Here is a 19,975-nt window from a genome sequence, read left to right on the forward strand (position 1 = left end):
GAGCGCCGATGTCCCACCTGCTCTCAAGTTTCGATCGGCGGCGGCGAAACGACGCCAAGCACCGCCAGCAGGCCGCGCACCATCCAGACGACATCGGAGACGATCGTGCGTTGCGGATAATAGGAAAGGTCAAGCCTGGCTTTGGCCGGAAACAAGACCTCACGGTAGAACAGTAACGGGTCCACGGATCGCGGATAAAAATGCGCTTCATTCCGGAAGAGAACCTGGGCTGGACCAAGCAAGCCTGGCTTGTATTGTAAAATACCCTCGAAGCCCCCGCGAAAACAATCGGCGAAGACAAGGCTCTCCGGGCGCGGCCCGACGATTGCCATCTCGCCCCTGAAGACGTTCCAAAGCTGCGGCAGCTCGTCGAACTTGGTGACGGCGAGGAACCGTCCTACCGGCGTCATGCGGCTGTCATCGGCCATGGTCAGCGCCAAGCCACCGGGATCGCATTTTACGCTGAACTTGCGGAACTTGTACATGCGGAATGGGCGAGCACCGGCCCCGACGCGGGTCTGCGTAAAGAAGATGGGCCGACCGCCTTCCAGCAGCAGCGCCACGGCAATCAGCAACATCAGCGGAGCAAAGACGATCGCCGCGGCCGCAGCAATGACGAGATCAATTGCTCGTCTCACATTCCCATGGGCGGCACTTGAGACGTTAGGCCGGTGAATGGCTAGGTCCAGGGCATTCATGCGGCTGTTCCTGTCTGAGCGCAACCGCTAACCGCTGCGGCAAGAGCGACAACCACCGTTTCGACCAAAGGTGCCGTGACCTGCGGATGCAGCGGTACCGTCAGCTCGCGCTGCGCGAAATCTTCGGTGCGCGGCAAATGAGTATCGGGGATAAGCTCACGATAGAGCGTCATCTGGTGCACCGGCGGGTAGTGGATAGTGGTTTGTATCCCTTGCGCGCGCAGTGCGTCGATGACGTCTTGCCTGTCGGCGTAACGTGGCAAAAGGATAGGCATGATGTGGTAGGCCGACGTCCGCGGCTCGTGGAACGGGATGGTCACGGCCGGACAATGCTTGGCTATGAGACGGCGATACAGCATGACCAGGATACGCCTGATCTCATTCCACTCCTGCAAATTTTGCAGCTGGACGAGTCCGATCGCAGCCCGCAATTCATCCATGCGATAGTTGAATCCGAGCATGGTGACATCATACTGAGGGGTGCGGCTGTTCAGCCTTTGACGTGTCCCGGTGGTCATCCCATGTCCACGCGCCTGGCGGATTGTCTCGAGCAGACCGGCATCCCTGGCGATCACAGCCCCGCCTTCCGCCGTGGTCATGTTCTTGTTGCCGTAGAAGCTGAAGGCGGCCGCGGCACCAAATGTCCCCACCTCCTTCAAGCCCGGCGCATGCGCCGCGTCCTCGACGATATGCAGCCCCCGGGCACGGGCGAACCTCTGCCATTGTTCCTGATCGGCGAGATAGCCGGCGAAATGGACGAGAATGATTGCCTTGGTGCGGGCCGTGCATTTCGCTTCGGCTTCCACGATCGACATCAGCGGCACGTCGGCTGACTCGATGTCGACGAAGACCGGCGTCGCACCGACATAGAGGACCGCATTTGCGGTCGCCACGAAAGTCAAGGATGGCACCAGCACCTCGTCGCCCGGTCCGATGCCAAGTGCGTGCAAAATGAGATGAAGCGCTGCCGTACAAGAACCGACCGCGACGCAATCCTCCGCACCATGGACGTCGGCAAAAGCTTGTTCGAAGGCTCGTACCTGCTCCCCCATTGTCAGCCAGCCGCTGTCGATGACCTTGGTCAAAGCAGTCTTTTCCGGCACACCCAGGATCGGGGCACTGACCAAGAGCATCACAACCTCCTAGACTGATAATTGTGGGAACCGAGCTCGTGACTTCATCATGCAGCCGTCGCGGTGACCTCGATCGAGGCCGACTGGTCTTCCCAGGAAATGGTCTGTGCGTTCTGGAAGTCGTCGACGCGCCCGATATCGAGCCAGAGACCCTCATGCTTGTACACGTGCACGGTTGTGCCGTTCTGCATCATCTGCAGCATCAGGTCGTCGAACCCAAAGGGTATGCCGGATGGGATAAACTGCAGAACGTCCGGGTTCATGCAGTAAATTCCCATGCTGACCAGATGCGAGAGGGTCGGCTTCTCGCGAAAGACCTGCACGGTATTGTCGACTTCGTCGATGACGCCGAAATCCATCTTGATCAGACGACAGGCTGTTGCGATCGTCACCGGATCGGTGTGCTTACGGTGCGCTGCTACAAATCGACTGAGGCTTAGATCCGTAAGGACGTCGCCATTGAGAACGATAAACGGCTCCGTCAGTTCATCCCTGATCAAAGACAGTGGCCCGATGGTGCCAAGCGGCTCCATCTCCTGCGTATATCGAATCTTCAGATTCCACTGCGAGCCATCTCCACACACGGTGCGGATCAAGTGGCCGAGATACCCGGTTGTAATATAGACTTCCTGAATACCGTTGCGTCGCAACCATTTCAGAAGCATCTCGAGAACCGGCCGTGCGCCGATCGGCATGAGCGGCTTCGGCAAGACCGAAGTGAAGGGGCGGAGGCGTGTTCCCATTCCTCCACATTGAATCACCGCTTTCATCCTGGTCCTCCCTTGTTCATTCGGCCTGAACGCTATCGTCACGGGCCGGCTATCCTGCCTTGGTCAGCACCCGGGAAACACGTTCTTTGCCCCTCCGAAGAACCGGTGAGATTTCCCGTAGAAGACCGGTGAGATTTCCCCACCGATCCCTGATCCGGACATTGCATCTGGATGGTATGTGGCCGTCGGGGTGGATGTCGTCGTGCATTCGAATGGTAACAATTCGGCCGTTTTGCTGTTCTATATCTTTGGATCTATGGCAGTGCTGAAGGACCAGCCGGTCTGTCAGCTTTCCAAAAGGTCAGAACGTATGTTCGACGACGTTCGGCGGGTTCGCTCACAAGGGGCAAAAAAAAAGAGGAGCGTTTCCCGTTATTTAAGATTATATTAGAAATTCGGCGTTTGCGGTGTTGGGGGTGCCGCGGCGTCGGCTGGATGAATCGACGAGTGAATGGCTACGACTTCAGGCCCATCACCGTTCAATCCATTCAGATACGCGTTGGGGTAGTTCAATGTATCGAATCGTCATCGCCGACGATCACGGCTTGTATCGTCGCGGCTTGCGATTGGCACTGACCGCAGGCATTCCAGGTGTAGAGATATTTGAAGCGTCTTGTTTCGACGCGGTGCTCAGTTTGCTGGCGGAGCAATCGTTCGTGGATCTCGCGATCCTGGATCTGAATATGCCAGGCCTGTTCAATCAAGAAGTGCTCGGCGGGATCCTGTCCGCCTATCCGGATACGCGATTTGCGATCGTTTCCGGAAACGATTCACGCTCGGAAATACTCACGGCTCTGTCGATCGGGCTTCACGGTTACATCGTAAAGTCGCAGACGGACGAAGAGGTTGTTTTGGCCGTCAATGAAATCCTCTCCGGGCGCATCTATGTTCCCGCACTTCTGTCACGGTCGGGTGCAACGCAAGCAACCCACGCGCATACCCACTCCGAGAAGGGCCCACAGCGACGTACCGCTGGCGTCAACCTTGGCAGGCTGACCTCGAGGCAAAAGGAAGTCCTCAAGCTGATGGCGGAAGGCTATTCAAACAAGGAAATTGCGCGCGATCTGGAAATCGCGGAGGCGACCACGAAAATCCACGCTGCTGCGGTTCTGCGTGAATTGGGGGTACGAAATCGGACCGAGGCTGCCGTTATGCTGAAGACTTGGCTTTCGAGACATGCCAGCTAGAGCGCCGCGCGTCCTTTTGGACGTGCAACGGCATCCCATGACTCCTCACGCATATTACTGCATATCCAAAGCCACGGCGCAGCTTTGGGCCAACGACATTCTTGGAAAGAACACTGCCCATCTCAAAGGTCGCTCAGCGCCACCCGCCTTTAGATATCTGCTTCCGATTGTAGCACTGCACTACAATCCGATTTCCTTGCGCGACAGCCGCAGCGAATACCGCAACCCTTGGTCCGATATTTCCAGCCTGGGAGAGTGACCGACAAGCGGCGCTCCATCCACTCCGATTATCATGGAACCGAAGCCATGACGGACTACACTTGAGGTCCGCCGCCGCCCCGATTCGACCCACTCGAACACGATATCGCTGCCTGTGTCTTCAGCTGCGAACGTCCAGCTTACGTCGATCCGGCCTTTTGAATCGCCAAGCGCTCCGTATTTCATGGAATTGGTGGCAAGCTCGTGAACGATCATTGCAAAACTCTCGGCGGCGCCTCCCGATATCGCCACGGACGGACCGCTGACCGATATGGCGCGTGTCCCCATATAAGGGTGCAACTCTTGCGCAACGAGATCGTTTATCGCCCCCGATACGCTGCCATTGCGGGAAAGAAGCAAATGGGTTGCCTCGAGCGCGCGTATCCGATCGATCAGCATTTCCTTGTATTTGGCGACGTTATTTCCGGGAACATCGACCATCTTCACGAGCGCCGTGATCACCGCGAAAACATTGCCGAATCTATGACGCTGTTCGAGCATGATGCGCTCCCGCTTCTTTGCCGCGGCACGCAGCAGCGTGGTTTGTCGTCTCTCGCTCAGGTCGGCAGCCACTCCAAGCCGCTGTCCACCATCATCATGTCTTTCCTCCCTTCCGCGCAGCGCAACCCAGCGGATATGTCCGTCCGGTCGGCGGACACGTATCTCAACATCGTAATTCGTGACCGATGGTGCGGCCTTTCTCGATGCGGCCAGCTTTGGCCAGTCCGCCGGATGCACGACAGCTGACAGTTCCTCCAAACTGCGGCTATTGGCCTGGGCCAGGCCGAGAATGTCCCAGAACGTGTCCGAGCCCGTGACTGTCCCGTCTTTAAGGTCGATGCGCCACGTGCCCAAGCGTCCAGCAGACAGAGCGAGGTCCAGCCATTCCTTCTGAGCCCGAAGCGCTTCGTGAACAGCGCGTCGTTCCGAAATATCGTCGACCACCACGAAGATGCTCTCCGAGAGTCCCCCCTTGGGCACGGACGAAGAAAGCGTTAGCCGAGCCCAGAATGCCATACCGTCCTTTCTTAACAGACGGACCTCGGAAACGAACGAAGAGATGTCATTGCCCAGCCTTGCCAACAATTGCGCCAAGGTATGCCGGTCATTCGGATGGGCGAGCGTATCGAGCCGCAATTGGGCAAGCTCCTCCTCCTTGTACCCGGTCATCTCGCAAAGGCGTTTGTTGGACTGAAGCAACTCACCTTTCTCGTTGGTGTTCGCGAATCCCAGGGCAGCACGTTCGAAGGCCCAACGATAGCGGCTTTCTGTCGCTTCGACGGCAGCTAGCCTGGCCTCCGCGACTTCCAGCAACTCACGCAAGTCCTGCCGAAGGCGATGGAACGTCATGGCAATTACCCCGCCCGAAACCAGAAGCAGGATTGCGCGTGCCCAATCTCCATTTGAAATGTGATCGTGTCCTCGCGCCCACAGGCCGACAGTCACCATAAGAATGGTCGCAGCAAGCGCTGCCACGCGGTCTTCGAGATAGGCGATAATAATAATCGCCGGAATAAATTCCAGAAAACTTGCGCCTTGCCCAATATAGGCTGACGATTTGATTTCAAATATCAGTGTGGCAGCTAACACCGATGCAGAGGCAATATGAGTTAGCAATCTGCCCGACGGGTTCGAATTCGACCTGCGCGACTGCGAGCTCATGGACACAGACTACAACCTTCTGACTAGCCCGTCGAGACTAGAGCAAAAAACGTACAGCTTAGTACCACTGCCGGATTGCCATACCGCTATCATAGCGCGCATTTTATCGGACGCAGCGGGGCCTAAGAGCTGCCTTAGAACTGTCGGATCATATTAAGTTTTTCAAGGTGGCGATGAACATATTATCCGTCAGCGCATAGAAGACTAGAATCCAGCGACACATAGAAGACTACATGAATCCCGAATACTTATTTCGGGCGTGTGAAACTTTGGGTTAGGGGTAGAAAATGAATCTGATCGATAGACAGGTCAATACCTCTTCGAGCAATCGGTACATTGCTACGAGGACCAGGTATGATTTTGAAGCGCGGAATACGCGGCCCTCTTCTGGTCACCTTGCCGATCGCGCATCGGATCTATTGGACGCAAGGTTCGGCGAACAAAAAGGCCGCAGTCTGGAATCCATAACCGGCGTGCTTGATCGCATTGGCTGTGGCTATCTCGTGCTGAATCGCGAGAGAAAGGTGGTCGAGTGGAACGCAGCCGCCCAAACCACGCTTGAGCGCCAGGGCGAAGCGGCCGACACGGCGAGCGGGCTCACGACCGCCCTAAGGCGGCTGATCGCAAATGTTCCGGGTCAATTCCTGCCGGGCTCACTATCCTGGGTGGTGATCCGCAGCAGAGGCGACCGTCCGGTGATTCTGAACGAGAACGGCGTTATCGCTCCCGACGGAACGAGCATTGTGGCGTTGCTGGATCGGGATAACAGATCTGGGCCAAATCCTCGCACGTTGCAAAGAATGTTTGGCCTGACGAGCGCAGAAACGCACCTCGCCTTGCGCCTGGCTCAGGGCGACGCTCCTTTGGAGATCGCTCGCAGCTGGCGCCTCAGCCGCACCACGATCCGTTCCCAGCTTGCCTCGCTGTTCGCCAAGACCGAAACAAAACGCCAGGCGGAACTGGTGGCCCTTCTTGGCCGCATTTCGGTCCTGCCGTAGGGGCAGGCCACTGGATACCATCGCCGGACGTCGGCATCCGCCCGGGGATTCAGACGGCGCAAGTTGGAGTGTCATGACTTGGCAGGTCGTGCACCGCATGACGGAAGCCGCAATCCCGGACCGGCCATTCGGTACTGTCGAACGGATTCGAAAGGCGACAAGTTGGACAACGATGTAGGCAGCGAGTCTGTTCTTGCCGCAGCGAAGAAGGTGGAAATCGCTCGATCGCGTTCGGACCGCGCGGTGAAGAGACTGGCACGGACCGGACCGATCGTCGTCACCGGTGCGGCAGGCTTCATTGGTTTTCACGTCGCTTTGCGGCTTTTGCGTCTGGGTGTCGAAGTCATCGGCGTCGACAATTTCTCTCCCTACTACGATCCACGACTCAAGGAAGCGCGATTTGCGCGCCTCTGTACCGAGTCGGGCTTCACTCCGATGCGAATTGATCTGGCGGATGCGGCGCGTGTCCAGTTGCTGTTTTCAGAAGTTCGACCTTCAAACGTTGTGCATCTCGCGGCTCAGGCCGGCGTGCGACATTCACTAGTTGACCCGCATGCCTATCTGCAATCGAACATAATAGCCTTTCTCAACGTCCTTGAGGGCTGCCGGCACTTCGGCGTTAATCACCTCGTCTATGCCTCGTCGAGCTCCGTCTACGGCTCAAATCGAACCATACCGTTTTCCGAGCATCACGGCGCCGATCATCCTGTCAGTCTATACGCCGCAACCAAGCGTTCAAACGAATTCATGGCGCATTCATACAGTCACTTGTTCGGCTTACCTATGACTGGACTGCGCTTCTTCACTGTTTATGGCCCCTGGGGCAGGCCCGACATGGCGGTCTATATGTTCACGCGTGCGATTATCGAGGGGAATCCAATCGAAGTAGCCAATGCCGGCCGCGTGTGGCGAGACTTCACCTATATCGACGATATCGCTGAGGGCGTGGTTCGAGCGCTTGCTGCACCGCCGCGGCCCGATCCGCATTGGGACCCTTTCACCGCCGATCCTGCTACAAGTTCCGCGCCGTATCGCGTCTACAACATCGGCAACGACTGGCCCGAGGAGATCAACCGGCTCATTTCGATCATCGAGACCGCCCTTGGCTGCCGGGCGCTTCGCGTGGATGTGCCGTTGCCGCCTGGCGACGTTTTAGAGACACGCGCCGACGTCAGCGATCTTCGCAAGGCCGTCGGCTTCGCCCCGACGACGCGCCTTGAGGACGGAGTGCAACGCTTTGTCGAATGGTACCGGGACTTTCATGGAAGGGACACCGCGACCAGCATACGGCAACAAACGTTGGTGCATGTAGGGGCCACCGTGTGATCCGCGCCTTGTCGGAGCGACGGATCCACGCGTCTGTTATCCTGTCTCGGCTGCTGGTCTGGTCAAAAGATCAAGGTGATGCCGCACAGCGTAACGACGAAATTTCCGGTCATCGATGCCCCGCGCGATCCTCGCGCAAATCAGCTTATCGCGGGCAGTTCCAATGAGCGATCTCAATTCAGAGACTGAAGTTGTACTTGGCACGGAGCACAAAGAATTCGCCGCATCCGCGTTCTGCCGAACAATGTCATTCAGATGGATGATGGTGACGTTCAGGCCCCATCGTAAGCTCTATTCGACCGCATTTTTGCCTCCTCGGAATCGCGAGCTCATGTCCCAAAGCTACTTTCTGAGATCCAGGACGGTTCCTACGGTCGAGAAAATAATCACCCGTGTTCCTCCAAGCCCGATCGGCGGTATTCTTCGCGCGGCAGGAGGCGTTTCGGCCATGGCGATTGCCGGCCAGCTGACCCTGGTCGCCGCCATTCCCGTTTTGGCCCGGCTCTATTCCCCGGCAGATTTCGGGATCTTCACGATTTACCTGTCGATCGTAAACATCCTCGGTGCGATCGCAGCATTGCGTTTCGAGGCCTCGCTTTATGGGGTCAAGGACAGTGCGCAGGCATACGTGACCGTTAAGCTCATTCTCCTGGCTGTCATGGTGACGAGTGTCCTTGCCTTTGCGGCAGGACTGCTGTGGGCGAGCATCGCTCCAGCGCGAGTTGGCCACCTCGCCTGGCTCGTTCCACTTGGGATGGGGGGTGCCGGCCTCGTCGAAGCAATGAACTGCTGGAGTTTGCGCGTAGGCCTGCTACGCGACTTCGCCCTCGGCCGCCTGATTTTGCCGGCGACCATGGCCCTGCTGCAACTAACTTTTGGGCTCGCCCATTTCGGAGGTGAGGCGATGGTGCATGCTCATATCCTGAGCCAATTCATCTTTATCGGAATCCTCGGCTCTCGGGTTCTGAGCAGAAAGGACATAGGCGGCATCGCCCGAGCGCCGTGGCGGACCGTCTTTGCAGTCGCCAGGCGAGAATACAAGTTTCCATTGTTCGACATTCCCTCGGCCCTAGCGAGTTTTGCCATCATCAATCTTCCCGCAATACTCGTTGGTTCGCTGTTTGGCGCCGCTTTTGCCGGTTACCTGGGAGTTGCGTCACGGCTGGTGACTGCACCCGTGACGCTGATCGCCAACCCGCTTAGCAATGTTTTTGTATCTGAGGCGAACAAAACCAGCAGTCGCGCACATTTGCTCGGCACCGCGCACGGCCTGTTGATGCTTTCAGCCGGCCTCACTGCATTGCCAATATTAGCGCTTGGCCTGGCCGCGCCATATATCGTCGTTCCCCTCCTGGGCGCGCCCTGGGTTCCCGCCGCAGACATTATGACCGCGCTGGCGTTCATGGGTGCCACGCAGGCGTTGTCGACACCGCTTCAAGATGTCCCGGCTCTTCTGCGGCGGCAAGAGGTACGACTTCTCGTCGACGGCGCGCGGACGGCGCTTGTATTTGGCCCGCTACTCGCCGGTGCTGAGGCAGGTTGGGAACCACTTAAAGTCATTTATCTGATGGCGGCCGGCGGCGCCGTCGGGTTTGCATTGAAAACGGCGGCCTCTCTGTATCTTCTCCGCCACTACGTCGAACCATCGGGAGCCGCCATACCAAAGCAGAGTCATCATCTCGAGGGAAAAACACCATGAAGCACTCGCAGCTTGATCAGCTTCCAACGACCGATGTGGTTGACCAACATCATCGCGCTGATGCTTCGCGACTGCGCCCTTTCATTTCAGTTGCCATCCCGACCTTTCGCCGACCGGACACGATCCGCCGGGCGATGGATAGCATTCTGAGTCAAGATTTCGCCAGTTGGGAGCTGGTCGTCAGCGACGACGAGGGCCGCGAGGGAGCGACCTGGGCAATCGTGGCCGAGTATGCACGGACCGAGCCTCGCATCCGAATTGTCGAGAACGGTCGGGGCCGGGGTCAGGTCGAGAATACCAACAACGCCATGCTCGCTTGCGTCGGAAAATGGATCAAGCTGCTCCATGACGATGACTGGCTCGCCCCAGGCGCACTCAAGACCTTTGCCGAGGTTTCCACCAAGCATCCCTCGGCTGCATTCATGACCTGTGCCGCGAATATAATTGAAGACGATCGGATGAAATTCCGATTGCCACCGCAAGGGCGACAACGGATCTCCGTCTACTCGAGCCAGCAATGCCTAACGGACCTCTATCTGGTCCGTACGACGCGGAGCCTCGGGATCATCCCGTCGACGCTGTTGATCAACCGCGACGTCATTCACGCGGGTTGCCTGATGCGCGCGCACAATTCTATCCCGGCCGGAGTCGACCAGCTGTTCTTTGTTGACCTGGCGTGCCACGGAGACATGGTCGCGATAAATGACGGCTTGATTTTCTACGACGCGACCAATCACCCGAGCATCACTACGACTAAGAATTTTGACGAAGTTGATCAAGTAACTCTTGCTGTCAAAGAGCTTAACTGGAATCTAATTCAGGATCGTAAACACCTCCCTCGCCCCGAGACTTTGTTACGGGCGCTGCGGGTTGCTCGTATTCCCAGCAGATTCCACCAGCAGTCATGGCGAGCGACGATCCAAGATGCCATGCAAATTCTTCGCCCATCAGTCATGAAAATTGCGAGCCAGCACATTCTTACTTACGCGTTCGCCATCCGCCCGAGACTGGGCCGGTTGCGTAGCCAGAGGCGAATTTAGCGTGGCGGCATCATTGAGGCCTGCGTTGGCCGGCTGGCACGCATTCTACACCGTCGAAGGCGGCTTTCCTTCGTCCAGGCTTCAGGGATAGCGAGATGACCATTTGTCCGGCGTGTGGCAGTGTATCAACCGCAAAATTGTTCGAAGTGACAGCAGACGAGGCCTCTCGACATTTCATCAATCCGCGTCAGGACCCCGATCGCTCCCGAAAGTTAACAAGCCACCTGTCGGATCTCTGGGGCCGTAACACTTGCGACATTCGCAAATGCGCAGATTGCGGATTCGGTTTCGCAGATCCGTTCGTCGCCGGCGGCTTTGAGTTTTATAACTTAGCCTGGGCGTACCCTTCTTATCCAACTATGAAATGGGAATATGCAAGGACAATCGAAGAGCTCGCGGGCCTGAATACTGGCGGAAAGACTGCTCTCGAAGTGGGATCGGGGTTTGGGTATTTTCTCGACCGCATCAAGAATAAATTCTTCCATACTTCGGATATTTCTGCCGTCGACTACAACGAAACGGCGCGATCAGTACTGGCGTCAAAAGGCTTCAAGACATTTGCAAGTGACTTTCGAGATGGCAGCTTCAATTCCATGAAAGAGGCGTTCGATTTTATTTTCATGTTTCAGGTCTTCGAGCATATGGACCAAGTGGATGATGTTTTTGCTCGCTTAAAATATCTTCTGAAAACCCAAGGATCTGTTTTCATTGCCGTGCCAAATGAAAACAGAACGTACTATATGGAGTCTCACGGTTCGCTCGTAGACATGCCACCAAACCACATTGGCCGATGGACGAAAGGAGCCTTCGATGCCATATGTCGGCGGCACGGCTTGCAATTGAGCAAATGCGAGCGCGAGCCGTTCAATCTCGCCAAATTCCTGAAGCAAGACATCGTCCACAGCTTTTTGCGTAAGGGACAAAAACCAGGTAGTGTGAGTGAGTTCGTGCGGGCCTTGCCGCGAAGCAAAGCGCAACGAATGGCGCAAGGTTTGACCGCCCTTGCGATTTCACCGTCACGCTTGCCGGCATGGGCATACGCCATCAGGAACGCATCTACGATGGGCGGGAGCGCACTCTGGGCGAAAATCGACAAAGTCTCGTCACCTGCGCCACGGATTCATCGCCAAGCCAAGCAGTAACCACGCCGCTTGCAGCGGGAAGGTGATTTTGACACCACCAGGCTGCTGGACCTGCCAAGCAGACGAAGGATGGCATCAGGGGCGTCGCCTCAGGCGTTGCTCCCGAAATTCATGAATGCCCGTCCGGCGGCTCCTGGCCAGTAGGTTCCGTTGTGACACCTCGGCCCCACGCTCCGGACGGATCTCTCCGCGGCAACCCCGGCTACGGGCGAATGGCCCGCGCCGGCAGCCGATCGGCGCGGCGCCTAAAACGGGGATTTTCAACGGGCGGTGGTGGGAAGTAGGCAACAGTAAAAGCCGAGCTCGTCATGCTCCCTCCAGCAAGAGATCAGCGCTGTCCCCAAACCGGTAACCCGCGTGCTTCCTGAGATTAACCTTCGTGAGAACGCTTGCGACGGGAACCGAAGCTGGCGTATCGCCCGCAAGCAAGTCTAGGACGCCTCGCGCGATGCTGCGTCGCGTTTTCGCCCAGCGAATGGCGAAAAGAACCACGTCACCCCAGCCTGTCAGGAGTCTGGCCTCTGGTCCCTCAAGCCCCAGCGGCCCATTTATGATGACCACCCGATAGACCGAGTGCAGTTCATCTTTGAAAGGGGAGCCATCGACACTGGACAGTAAGGGCAGCAGATCCTCCGACGGTGCGAGCGCCATGAAATCGATTCCGATTGCCGACATTCCAGCTATCGCATCACGCAGCGCACAACGGTCATTGATATAGTCTCCAAAAAAATTGTGCGGCTTACGTGCGCTGAATTCCTTCACAAACTCGCCTGTAAGGCGGCGGTCCGTGCGGTCCAGATCAATAAAGAGTACTCGCCCTCCAAGTCTTGTGGCCGCCAAGGCCATGCTCCATGCGAGCTCGGTCTTGCCATCATCCTCACTGCAGGATGTTATCAAGATTATGTTCGAGCAATCCCTCGCCCGCTGGGGCGCTGCAGCGACAAGCAGGGCCGTCACGGCGCGGCTGTATCTTGACTCCTGCTGACCTGAAACCAGCTGCTGCAGTCGCCTCGCGTGCGTTGTGGCAGCCTGGGGTATCAGCCCGAGGCACGGAACTTTGAGCGCGGCTTCAGCTTCGGCCTCTCCGTGCAAGGTGCTATCGAAGCGTTGGCGGACAAGTATGAAGATCCCCCCAATCAGGCCAAACACAACCATGCCGGGCGGAATAAGAAATATTGGCGACAGAGTCGTTGGATTGGTAGGAGGCCACGCCGCTGAGAGAAGCCTGACTCCGGGGGATGGACTTGCGATACGCCGCATCAAGTCTTGTTGCCGGGTCAAAAGGTCGTTGTAGCGCTGCGTCAGGATGCCGACCTGGGGCTCGAGAGCGCGCAATCCGGAAAGCCGGCCGGCTGTATCGGCCACAACCGCATCCAGGACGTCCTTACGCTTTTGCAGCACCGCTATTTGGGAGCGATAGATGTTCGTCTCGGCAGCGACGCGGGCGATTTCTTGTTCGATCTCACGATCGATCGCATTTGTGACATCCTCATCTGTTGTGCCGTTGGCCTGGCGTGCCAAGAGATCGGCCAGCACGGGTGATCCGATGGTTTCGGCTACCGCGGCAACCGACGCGCCCCCCTTTCGCAAGTCCTGAATGTGTTGAAGTCGAGATTCCGATGCGGAGAGATCGGCTTTCGACAAGGAGATTTGCTGGGTGAGTTCGACTATCTCCTTGGCGGCATTATCCGCTGCACCTTGGTCGATCGCGCCATGGCTCAGCCGATACCTCTCAAGACGATCGGTCGCTTCTGCGAGACTGTTCTGTGTAGCTGGAAGTCCGGCAACTATCGATTCAAGTTCCAGTCTGTCCGATGCTTGGCTTTTCCTTGCCAGATCGCCAATATACACTTGGACAAAGGTATTGGCGATCAAAGCAGCTCGCGCCGGATCGTGATCGGTGAAGCCGACACTGATGACCCTCGATCGCAGCTCCTGGCCGATCCTTATACCCTTACGGAGTATCTTGAGTTCAGCCGCATCTGGCTCCGCCGGAGTGCTTCGCGGCCAAATTTTGGCCAGCAGATCGGCTGTACCCGAGCGCAACTTCGGCGGCTCGACGCCCGCAGGGTCAGCAGCAGAATTTTCGGTAGCAGCATCAACCTTTCTAGTATTGTTGAGAGCGTCCGTTTTGCGCAGCGCTGCCACCACGCTTCGCAGATGGCCTTGCGACGAGAGCATGGTGATGTGGTCGTCAATGCTGGAATCCAGCACATCTTGAGTAGAGACCGAGCCGCCGGCAGGGGCTGCTCTACTAGGTGCGTCGACGATTACCTGTGCGGTGGCTTCATACAGGGCAGGCCGTGCAAGACCCGCAAGCGCGGCTAATACACCGCCAGTGATGACCATGGCCAGCAGGAACCATTTTTTTCTTGAGAGGGTAATGAGGAGCTGATGGAATGGGGTTTGCGTGTCCATCTGTTCGCGTAAAGGCCGTTTCATGCGCGGAGCGATTTCGCGCGCAGGCACGTGCATTTCGTTAACGTGCGGAAGGTGGATGCGGCTAACTATGGACCCTTCCATCTTAATCTCCTGTAAGTTCGGGCACGCGAGAACCCGTTGCTGTGGGCGATGGCCGCCTTGCCTCGTTGTGCCAGGCCTGGAACATCAAAGCGGGCCACAATTCACGAGAATGGTCGTGCCTGCCGTCAACGTGATCGCGCCAGCACGCATCCACCTCTGCAAGGTCGAAAATCCCGTCTCCGGACAAACGCATATCGGCGACAAGGTCGTTTGCCCAACTCAGCAGCGGGCCTCTCAGCCAGACTGCTATAGGAACATCAAAACCTTGCTTCGGCCGCTCGATCAGCCGCTGCGGAACGTACCGGCGCAACAACTGACGAAGAATCCACTTGCCTTTGCCATTACGAACTTTCGTATTCGTCGGCAGGCGCCAGGCAAATTCGACAACCCGATGATCGAGCAGCGGGCATCGCCCCTCGAGGCTGTTGGCCATGCTGGCGCGGTCCAGCTTCACCAATATATCCCCGGGGAGGTATCCAGCCATATCGTCATACAAAAGACGGGACAGCAGCCCATCAAGCCGGTGATCGACGTGAATTGATGAGGGTGGCTGGTGGAGGCTCAGGTTCTCGTTCGATGATCCCGTAAGTCGCCGATACAACTCGTCCTCGTTGGCTGCAGCAAGCAGCTGAGCTAGGCGATTCAGCCGATCCCCCCGAAGCGCATGCCGTGCACCCTCCGAAAGCGGCAGCTTGCCGACGAGATCGTGGCGGGCTGCACGGGCCAATAACCCAGTGCCTGCCGCGAGCGCCCGACGCAGTGCTGACGGCAGAATATGCTGTCGTCGCAGGCGGGCCGCCATGAAGTGGCGGGCGTAGCCGGCGAAGCATTCATCGCCACCGTCGCCCGACAGAGCCACCGTAACGTGCCGCCGGGCGAGCCGCGCCACCAGCAGAGTTGGTATCTGCGATTCGTCAGCGAATGGCTCGTCCCAGATCTGCGGCAGTTCTGGAATGACGTCGCGCGCTACGGCAGCCGAAAGGTGGAGTTCGGTATGGTCGGTCCCCAGATGGCGCGCGACTTCCGCAGCGTGGGGAGCCTCATCGAACCCGCCCTCTCCGAAAGCGATCGTGAACGTGCGCACGGGCTTTTCCGATTGAGCCTGCATAAGGGCCACAACCGTCGAGCTATCTATTCCGCCCGACAGGAAGGCCCCGAGCGGGACGTCAGCGATCATGCGCTCCCGAACGGCAAGTCGAAGCAGGCCGTCCAGTTCATTGGTGAGTTCCTCGTCGCTGCCGGCGACCTGTTCCGCCCGCCCTTTCGTGGCGGCTTCGGCCAGCGACCACCAGTGTCGAATGCGATGCGACAGAGAGGCGACACTGCGTTCCCCGGAGAACTCAGCGGCCGTTACCGACAGGACCGAACCCGGCGGCAGCTTGAACACGCCTCGCCAAATGCAGCTGTCATCCGGTACCCATCCCTTCGAAAGCATTGCCGCGGCCGCATCGATATCGAGCTCCTGGCAAAACCCTGGAAAACGGTTGATCGCCTTCAACTCGGAAGCAAAAACAAGTGCATCGCGTGTTGAGGCGATATAAAGCGGCTTTTTACCCATTCGGTCGCGGGCGAGATGGAGCGTCCTTGTCCTAAGGTCCCACAATCCTAAAGCGAACATGCCGGCGAAACGGGTGAGTGCTTTTTCGAGGCCCCAACTCTCAATTGCGGCGAGCATGACTTCGGTATCGCTGGCGCTCCGAAAATGATGGCCTGTACTCTCCAGCTCACGGCGCAAATCACGGAAATTGTATATTTCGCCGTTGAATGTAATGACATATCGGCCGCTTTCAGAATGCATCGGCTGACGGCCAGCCTCCGACAGGTCAACTATGGCCAGCCGCCTGTGACCGAAGGCGACCCCCGATTCGCAGTTTACCCAGAATGCCTCGCCATCCGGCCCGCGGTGACGAAGTGCGGCCGTCATCTGCTCTATTGCCCTGAGCGGCCTCGTGTCGGCTGAATCGGAGGCAAGAAGAATTCCGGCAATACCACACATACCATTACCCCGGATTGTTGGAGATTGCAGAAACTGCTTTCGGCGTACCGGCGACAAGGCAGATGGTTAGCGCAAACCATACGATCGGGTGGCGGATGATCAGGTGCGGCATCCCGAAGATGATAATTGACACCACGAGCGCTAACAGCGCGTCGAGCTTCGCACGCCACACCGATATGATGGCGGCGCCGACTATCCAGACCAGCGCCAGAACTGCAATGAGACCACCTTGAGTGTACAGGTCGAGGATCGTGTTGTGAGCCTCGAAGGGCCGTTCCAGAAATTGCGAGTCGAACACTGATGGGCGCTCGAGATGCGGACCTGGACCAAGGCCCAGCGACCCGGATTCGGCGCCCTTCTCCAACGCTTCGTTCCAGAGATGCACGCGGAGTGCGGCGGTTTCGGCAGTGGCCTCGCCGCCTTTGTCCTTGGTCAGGCCCTTGGCGAAATTTTCGAGGACGCTCGCCTCAGTTACGGCGTAAGGGGTTATCGCGATCGCCAACGGAAGGATACCGACAAGCAACAGGAGGACGGCTTGCCGTGAAAAGCTGACCCTGTTGCCACCGGTCTTGAGCCATGTCCTGATCCGCAGCCCGAGGAACGTCAGGCAGGTCAGGATGCTGGTGTACAAATAGGTATCGCTCTTTGTCAGCCTCCCGACATAGAAGGTCAGGAACAAGCTGGCGATCCCAAGAAACCTGCCCCATCGATTGCTGGTGGTGGTCGCAAGATGCAAGGCTAGCGGGCCAAAGATTGCGCAGTAGAGCGCGAGCTGGTTTGGATTATGCGACCAGCCACGAAAGCGGTCCCAGTACCAGGGATCGACGCCAGCTTGGGGGATCCAGCCCCAGCCCTGTCCCAGCTGAATGGCAAGCGCGATATTCGCGATGCCCACAACCCACCAGCCAGTACGACGCAGCCGGCGATCAGCGTCGGGTTCTGCAGCGGCTAGGCAGGTGATACTGACCAACAGCAGGTAGGCCATCGTATCGTGCATCAGGCCCGTCAGATATAGAATTGTGGTCAGATAGCCGACGACGGTGCCGATCCCGAGAGCAAGCGCCATGATCGTCCAGAAGCTCACAAGGCGTGTCAGCGCCGGCCTTGTCTCCAGGTGGCCCCCGGCGAGTACGCGCCCAATCGACAGCATGATCCAAAGTACGATGAACAGTTCGCCAACCCCTAAGGGCGACCCTGGAATGTCGAGTTGCACCGCATAGGTCGTTGCGAGGCCGCAGGCCAGGATCGCGTCCCGGATCATCGGCGCCCGTCCAATCTGCTTCTCGCAGCACCCTCTCCAAACAAGGTCGGAGACGCCGGTCGGGCGAGATCGCTGTGGGGTTTGGCACCAAGGATATTTTTGTACAGATCGCAATATTGGGCCACCACCCGCGGCAGCGCGAACTGCTCCCGGACAAGTTCGACGGAACGACCGCCCATGACTTTTCCGCGACTGCGGTCGGAAAGGATGTCAACTATTCGAGATGCAAGACCATCGGCGTCGTGCGGTTGGACAAGATAGCCGTTCCATCCATCCTCGACCACTTCATTGCAGCCGGGCATGTTCGAGGCAACGATGGGCAAACCCGCCAGCCCTGCCTCGAGCAGGACGCGCGGGATTCCTTCTCGATATTGTGTGGGGAAGGCGAACACGTCGGCCATGCCAAGAAGGGCTGGAACATCGCGTCGTGGGCCAAGCGCGATAACATGAGGAGCGTGTCGATCGATTTCCGACTTGTCGACTGCAAATGGACCTTCGGACTCCCAAGGGCCGACAAGCACGAAACGAGCATTAGGTCTTTTGGAAAGGACGCGGGGCACTGCTTGAAGCAGTATCGGGATGCCCTTCTGGCGGGTCAGTCGGCCCACAAAAATCACGATCTCCGCTGACTGGAGCCCGAGTTCCTTGCGCATTTTCGTTGCCGGCGGAGCAAGATGCCTCGCCATGGCGAACGCATCGACGTCGATGCCAGAACTGCGGATCACTCTTCCGCTGCCGGGTTCAATTAATCGAAAGCGCTTGAAGAAGGCCTCATCGTCCCGGTTCTGAAACACCGTCGCTGCCGTCCAGAAGGAAGCAAGCCACTGCAGTCCGCAAAAGAGTGGACGCAGGGCCAGAGCCCGCGGTTCGAGCGAGGAGAATGTCCAGCCCAGGCCGTTGATCGTGCGTACGACCGGGACTGTTCCGCGCAGCGAAAGGGGTGCGAGCAGGTTAGGCTTGGTGTCGAAACTTTGGACAATGTCAGGCCGGAGTTCCGCAACCAGTTTCCGAATCGCTCTTACGGCGGTCCACTCGCCACCGCCGCTGGCAAATCGGTCGAAACCGTAGCGGCGATGCGGAATGCCATGCCGCAAAAACGCAGCCTCATCGCCGGTCGAAACCGCAGTGACCCGGAAGCCGCTTTCGCGCAGCGACATTAGGAACGGAATTCTCAGGGCGTGATCTTCGCCTCCCACACAAACGAGATGCGGATTCATCCCGAAGCTCCCGTCCGTGCGCCGTGTTTCGGTCGCATGAAGTAACTACCTTTCGCATCTGCTTTCATGGTTTTGCTTCGTTACTTCTGTGCGCGTGAAAGGGTACGGTAGGAGGAGGCTTGCCTACTGTCCTCGTCTGTTTGAATGAGGTAAACCGCATTGGGATCACGGCCTTACGCACAGCGCGAAGCACCTCGACGGCATCTTGTGGATACGCCGATGAATTGTGCCTCGAACTCTGGCGACTTCTGCCAAGCCGGACTCGTCACTGATAAGCCAACCGAAGAAAGCCCTTCCGACAGTCGTGCGCTGTACGGCTGCTCTACGCTGGGATTCCTAAGCTCCCTGTCCGGTCCGCGTGTTACCAGGCATGATGATCAGCCCTCTCACCCACAATCCCTGACGCGGCTTGCCTCCTTGCGACCAGCGGGCAAGCCGATTCGACCCCTCCGATGTCGAAAACCTGATCTGCCGACCGATATCCCGCGACGAGCGGGCAGACGCTTACGAATTGTCCACAACTAATTGGTTGCGGCAATGGACTACGAAGGGCCTTGTCCCTTAGATTAAATGTTCTTCTGATCTGTAAATTTGCAGGTTAACAGCTAAATTAACAACTCAATACCGCAACATGCAGGCTAAATTTTTAGACAATTAATCTATCGATTTTCAATTAAATTGGGATTGATCTGCATAGCTATGCGAGCTTAACGTGATTGTATACTTGATATTTATTTAATACATCTATTGGGATTTCTCCCTCTGTGCAGCATTCCTACTGGCGATCAACCATTCTATCAGAGGCTGCAGGTATGTGATTTGGCGCTAATATACACCCTCTAGTAGGCAATCCCCGGGCGCTATCGAATGAGACAAAGGAATATTGGATGGCGACTCTGCACTACGCCTCGGGTGGCTCCGCCACCGAAATCGCAACCGCCGGGTTCAATCTGGCCGACGTTCAATATGTTAGCCAGGTCAACGCATTGCCGGATGGCATGAAGGGCCTGGTGTATCTGAATGAGCACGAGGGCGTAACCTCATCCTTCATCGAGAAAATGACCC

General features: G+C 57.5%; 14 protein-coding genes. 6 read left to right on the forward strand and 8 right to left on the reverse strand.

Features of this window, described 5'->3' with window-relative positions; translation table 11 throughout:
• Positions 1-23: 23 nt before the first annotated feature.
• The 3 genes from NKH98_RS19385 to NKH98_RS19395 are packed head-to-tail and all read right to left on the reverse strand — an operon-like array spanning position 24 to position 2,601.
• On the reverse strand, positions 24-698 hold the full coding sequence (locus NKH98_RS19385) for a sugar transferase (RefSeq protein WP_352900691.1): 675 nt from the start codon (positions 696-698) through the stop codon (positions 24-26).
• Positions 695-1,831 carry a DegT/DnrJ/EryC1/StrS family aminotransferase gene (locus tag NKH98_RS19390; protein WP_352900693.1) on the reverse strand — a complete coding sequence of 379 codons (1,137 nt, stop codon included), beginning with the start codon at positions 1,829-1,831 and terminating at the stop codon, positions 695-697. Before NKH98_RS19390 ends, NKH98_RS19385 begins: the two co-directional genes overlap by 4 nt.
• Positions 1,832-1,878: 47 nt before the next feature.
• A complete protein-coding gene (locus tag NKH98_RS19395; RefSeq protein WP_023675619.1) occupies positions 1,879-2,601 on the reverse strand; it encodes a nucleotidyltransferase family protein in 723 nt (240 codons plus the stop codon).
• A 512-nt stretch (positions 2,602-3,113) separates the two neighbouring features.
• On the opposite strand from NKH98_RS19395, the gene NKH98_RS19400 reads away from it, so the two are divergent.
• On the forward strand, positions 3,114-3,788 hold the full coding sequence (locus NKH98_RS19400; RefSeq protein ID WP_352480474.1) for a LuxR C-terminal-related transcriptional regulator: 675 nt from the start codon (positions 3,114-3,116) through the stop codon (positions 3,786-3,788).
• 180 nt (positions 3,789-3,968) lie between these two features.
• Here the strand turns inward: NKH98_RS19400 and NKH98_RS19405 are convergent, their stop codons facing one another.
• Complete coding sequence (locus NKH98_RS19405; RefSeq protein WP_352480473.1) at positions 3,969-5,708, reverse strand: PAS domain S-box protein; 1,740 nt, start codon at positions 5,706-5,708, stop codon at positions 3,969-3,971.
• A gap of 287 nt (positions 5,709-5,995) precedes the next feature.
• Here NKH98_RS19405 and NKH98_RS19410 point away from each other — a divergent pair, with 287 nt between their 5' ends.
• The 5 genes from NKH98_RS19410 (at position 5,996) to NKH98_RS19430 (ending at position 11,913) form a co-directional block, all read left to right on the forward strand.
• A complete protein-coding gene (locus NKH98_RS19410) occupies positions 5,996-6,706 on the forward strand; it encodes a helix-turn-helix transcriptional regulator (RefSeq protein WP_352480472.1) in 711 nt (236 codons plus the stop codon).
• 243 nt (positions 6,707-6,949) lie between these two features.
• The gene (locus NKH98_RS19415; protein WP_352480487.1) at positions 6,950-8,032 is read left to right on the forward strand and encodes an NAD-dependent epimerase/dehydratase family protein; all 1,083 of its coding nucleotides are present in this window, start codon (positions 6,950-6,952) and stop codon (positions 8,030-8,032) included.
• A 163-nt stretch (positions 8,033-8,195) separates the two neighbouring features.
• Positions 8,196-9,731 carry a lipopolysaccharide biosynthesis protein gene (locus NKH98_RS19420; protein ID WP_352480471.1) on the forward strand — a complete coding sequence of 512 codons (1,536 nt, stop codon included), beginning with the start codon at positions 8,196-8,198 and terminating at the stop codon, positions 9,729-9,731.
• On the forward strand, positions 9,728-10,771 hold the full coding sequence (locus NKH98_RS19425) for a glycosyltransferase family 2 protein (protein ID WP_352480470.1): 1,044 nt from the start codon (positions 9,728-9,730) through the stop codon (positions 10,769-10,771). The genes NKH98_RS19420 and NKH98_RS19425 overlap by 4 nt, the downstream gene beginning before the upstream one ends.
• A gap of 95 nt (positions 10,772-10,866) precedes the next feature.
• Entirely contained in the window at positions 10,867-11,913 is a 1,047-nt protein-coding gene (locus NKH98_RS19430) for a class I SAM-dependent methyltransferase (RefSeq protein ID WP_352900696.1), read from the forward strand.
• Positions 11,914-12,219: 306 nt separating this feature from the next.
• Here NKH98_RS19430 and NKH98_RS19435 read toward each other — a convergent pair whose 3' ends face one another.
• Genes NKH98_RS19435 through NKH98_RS19450 form a run of 4 tightly spaced genes read right to left on the reverse strand, consistent with a single transcriptional unit; the run spans position 12,220 to position 18,910 of the window.
• A complete protein-coding gene (locus tag NKH98_RS19435; RefSeq protein WP_352884549.1) occupies positions 12,220-14,436 on the reverse strand; it encodes a GumC family protein in 2,217 nt (738 codons plus the stop codon).
• A 1-nt stretch (position 14,437) separates the two neighbouring features.
• Entirely contained in the window at positions 14,438-16,432 is a 1,995-nt protein-coding gene (gene asnB / locus NKH98_RS19440; protein WP_352507243.1) for an asparagine synthase (glutamine-hydrolyzing), read from the reverse strand.
• A gap of 4 nt (positions 16,433-16,436) precedes the next feature.
• Complete coding sequence (locus NKH98_RS19445) at positions 16,437-17,693, reverse strand: O-antigen ligase family protein (protein ID WP_352803680.1); 1,257 nt, start codon at positions 17,691-17,693, stop codon at positions 16,437-16,439.
• Positions 17,690-18,910 carry a glycosyltransferase family 4 protein gene (locus NKH98_RS19450; RefSeq protein ID WP_352900699.1) on the reverse strand — a complete coding sequence of 407 codons (1,221 nt, stop codon included), beginning with the start codon at positions 18,908-18,910 and terminating at the stop codon, positions 17,690-17,692. Before NKH98_RS19450 ends, NKH98_RS19445 begins: the two co-directional genes overlap by 4 nt.
• Positions 18,911-19,975: the final 1,065 nt, after the last annotated feature.

The sequence above is a fragment of the Mesorhizobium sp. M0833 genome (assembly GCF_040319905.1).
Classification (GTDB): Bacteria; Pseudomonadota; Alphaproteobacteria; order Rhizobiales; family Rhizobiaceae; genus Mesorhizobium.

Bases quoted from the DNA above. Each gene is read 5' to 3' on its own strand.
- NKH98_RS19430 (WP_352900696.1), top strand. From the start codon at position 10,867: ATGACCATTTGTCCGGCGTGTGGCAGTGTATCAACCGCAAAATTGTTC.
- NKH98_RS19410 (WP_352480472.1), top strand. From the start codon at position 5,996: ATGAATCTGATCGATAGACAGGTCAATACCTCTTCGAGCAATCGGTAC.
- NKH98_RS19390 (WP_352900693.1), bottom strand. From the start codon at position 1,831: ATGCTCTTGGTCAGTGCCCCGATCCTGGGTGTGCCGGAAAAGACTGCT.
- NKH98_RS19445 (WP_352803680.1), bottom strand. From the start codon at position 17,693: ATGATCCGGGACGCGATCCTGGCCTGCGGCCTCGCAACGACCTATGCG.
- NKH98_RS19400 (WP_352480474.1), top strand. From the start codon at position 3,114: ATGTATCGAATCGTCATCGCCGACGATCACGGCTTGTATCGTCGCGGC.
- NKH98_RS19450 (WP_352900699.1), bottom strand. From the start codon at position 18,910: ATGAATCCGCATCTCGTTTGTGTGGGAGGCGAAGATCACGCCCTGAGA.
- NKH98_RS19425 (WP_352480470.1), top strand. From the start codon at position 9,728: ATGAAGCACTCGCAGCTTGATCAGCTTCCAACGACCGATGTGGTTGAC.
- NKH98_RS19435 (WP_352884549.1), bottom strand. From the start codon at position 14,436: ATGGAAGGGTCCATAGTTAGCCGCATCCACCTTCCGCACGTTAACGAA.
- NKH98_RS19385 (WP_352900691.1), bottom strand. From the start codon at position 698: ATGAATGCCCTGGACCTAGCCATTCACCGGCCTAACGTCTCAAGTGCC.
- NKH98_RS19395 (WP_023675619.1), bottom strand. From the start codon at position 2,601: ATGAAAGCGGTGATTCAATGTGGAGGAATGGGAACACGCCTCCGCCCC.
- asnB (WP_352507243.1), bottom strand. From the start codon at position 16,432: ATGTGTGGTATTGCCGGAATTCTTCTTGCCTCCGATTCAGCCGACACG.
- NKH98_RS19405 (WP_352480473.1), bottom strand. From the start codon at position 5,708: ATGAGCTCGCAGTCGCGCAGGTCGAATTCGAACCCGTCGGGCAGATTG.
- NKH98_RS19420 (WP_352480471.1), top strand. From the start codon at position 8,196: ATGAGCGATCTCAATTCAGAGACTGAAGTTGTACTTGGCACGGAGCAC.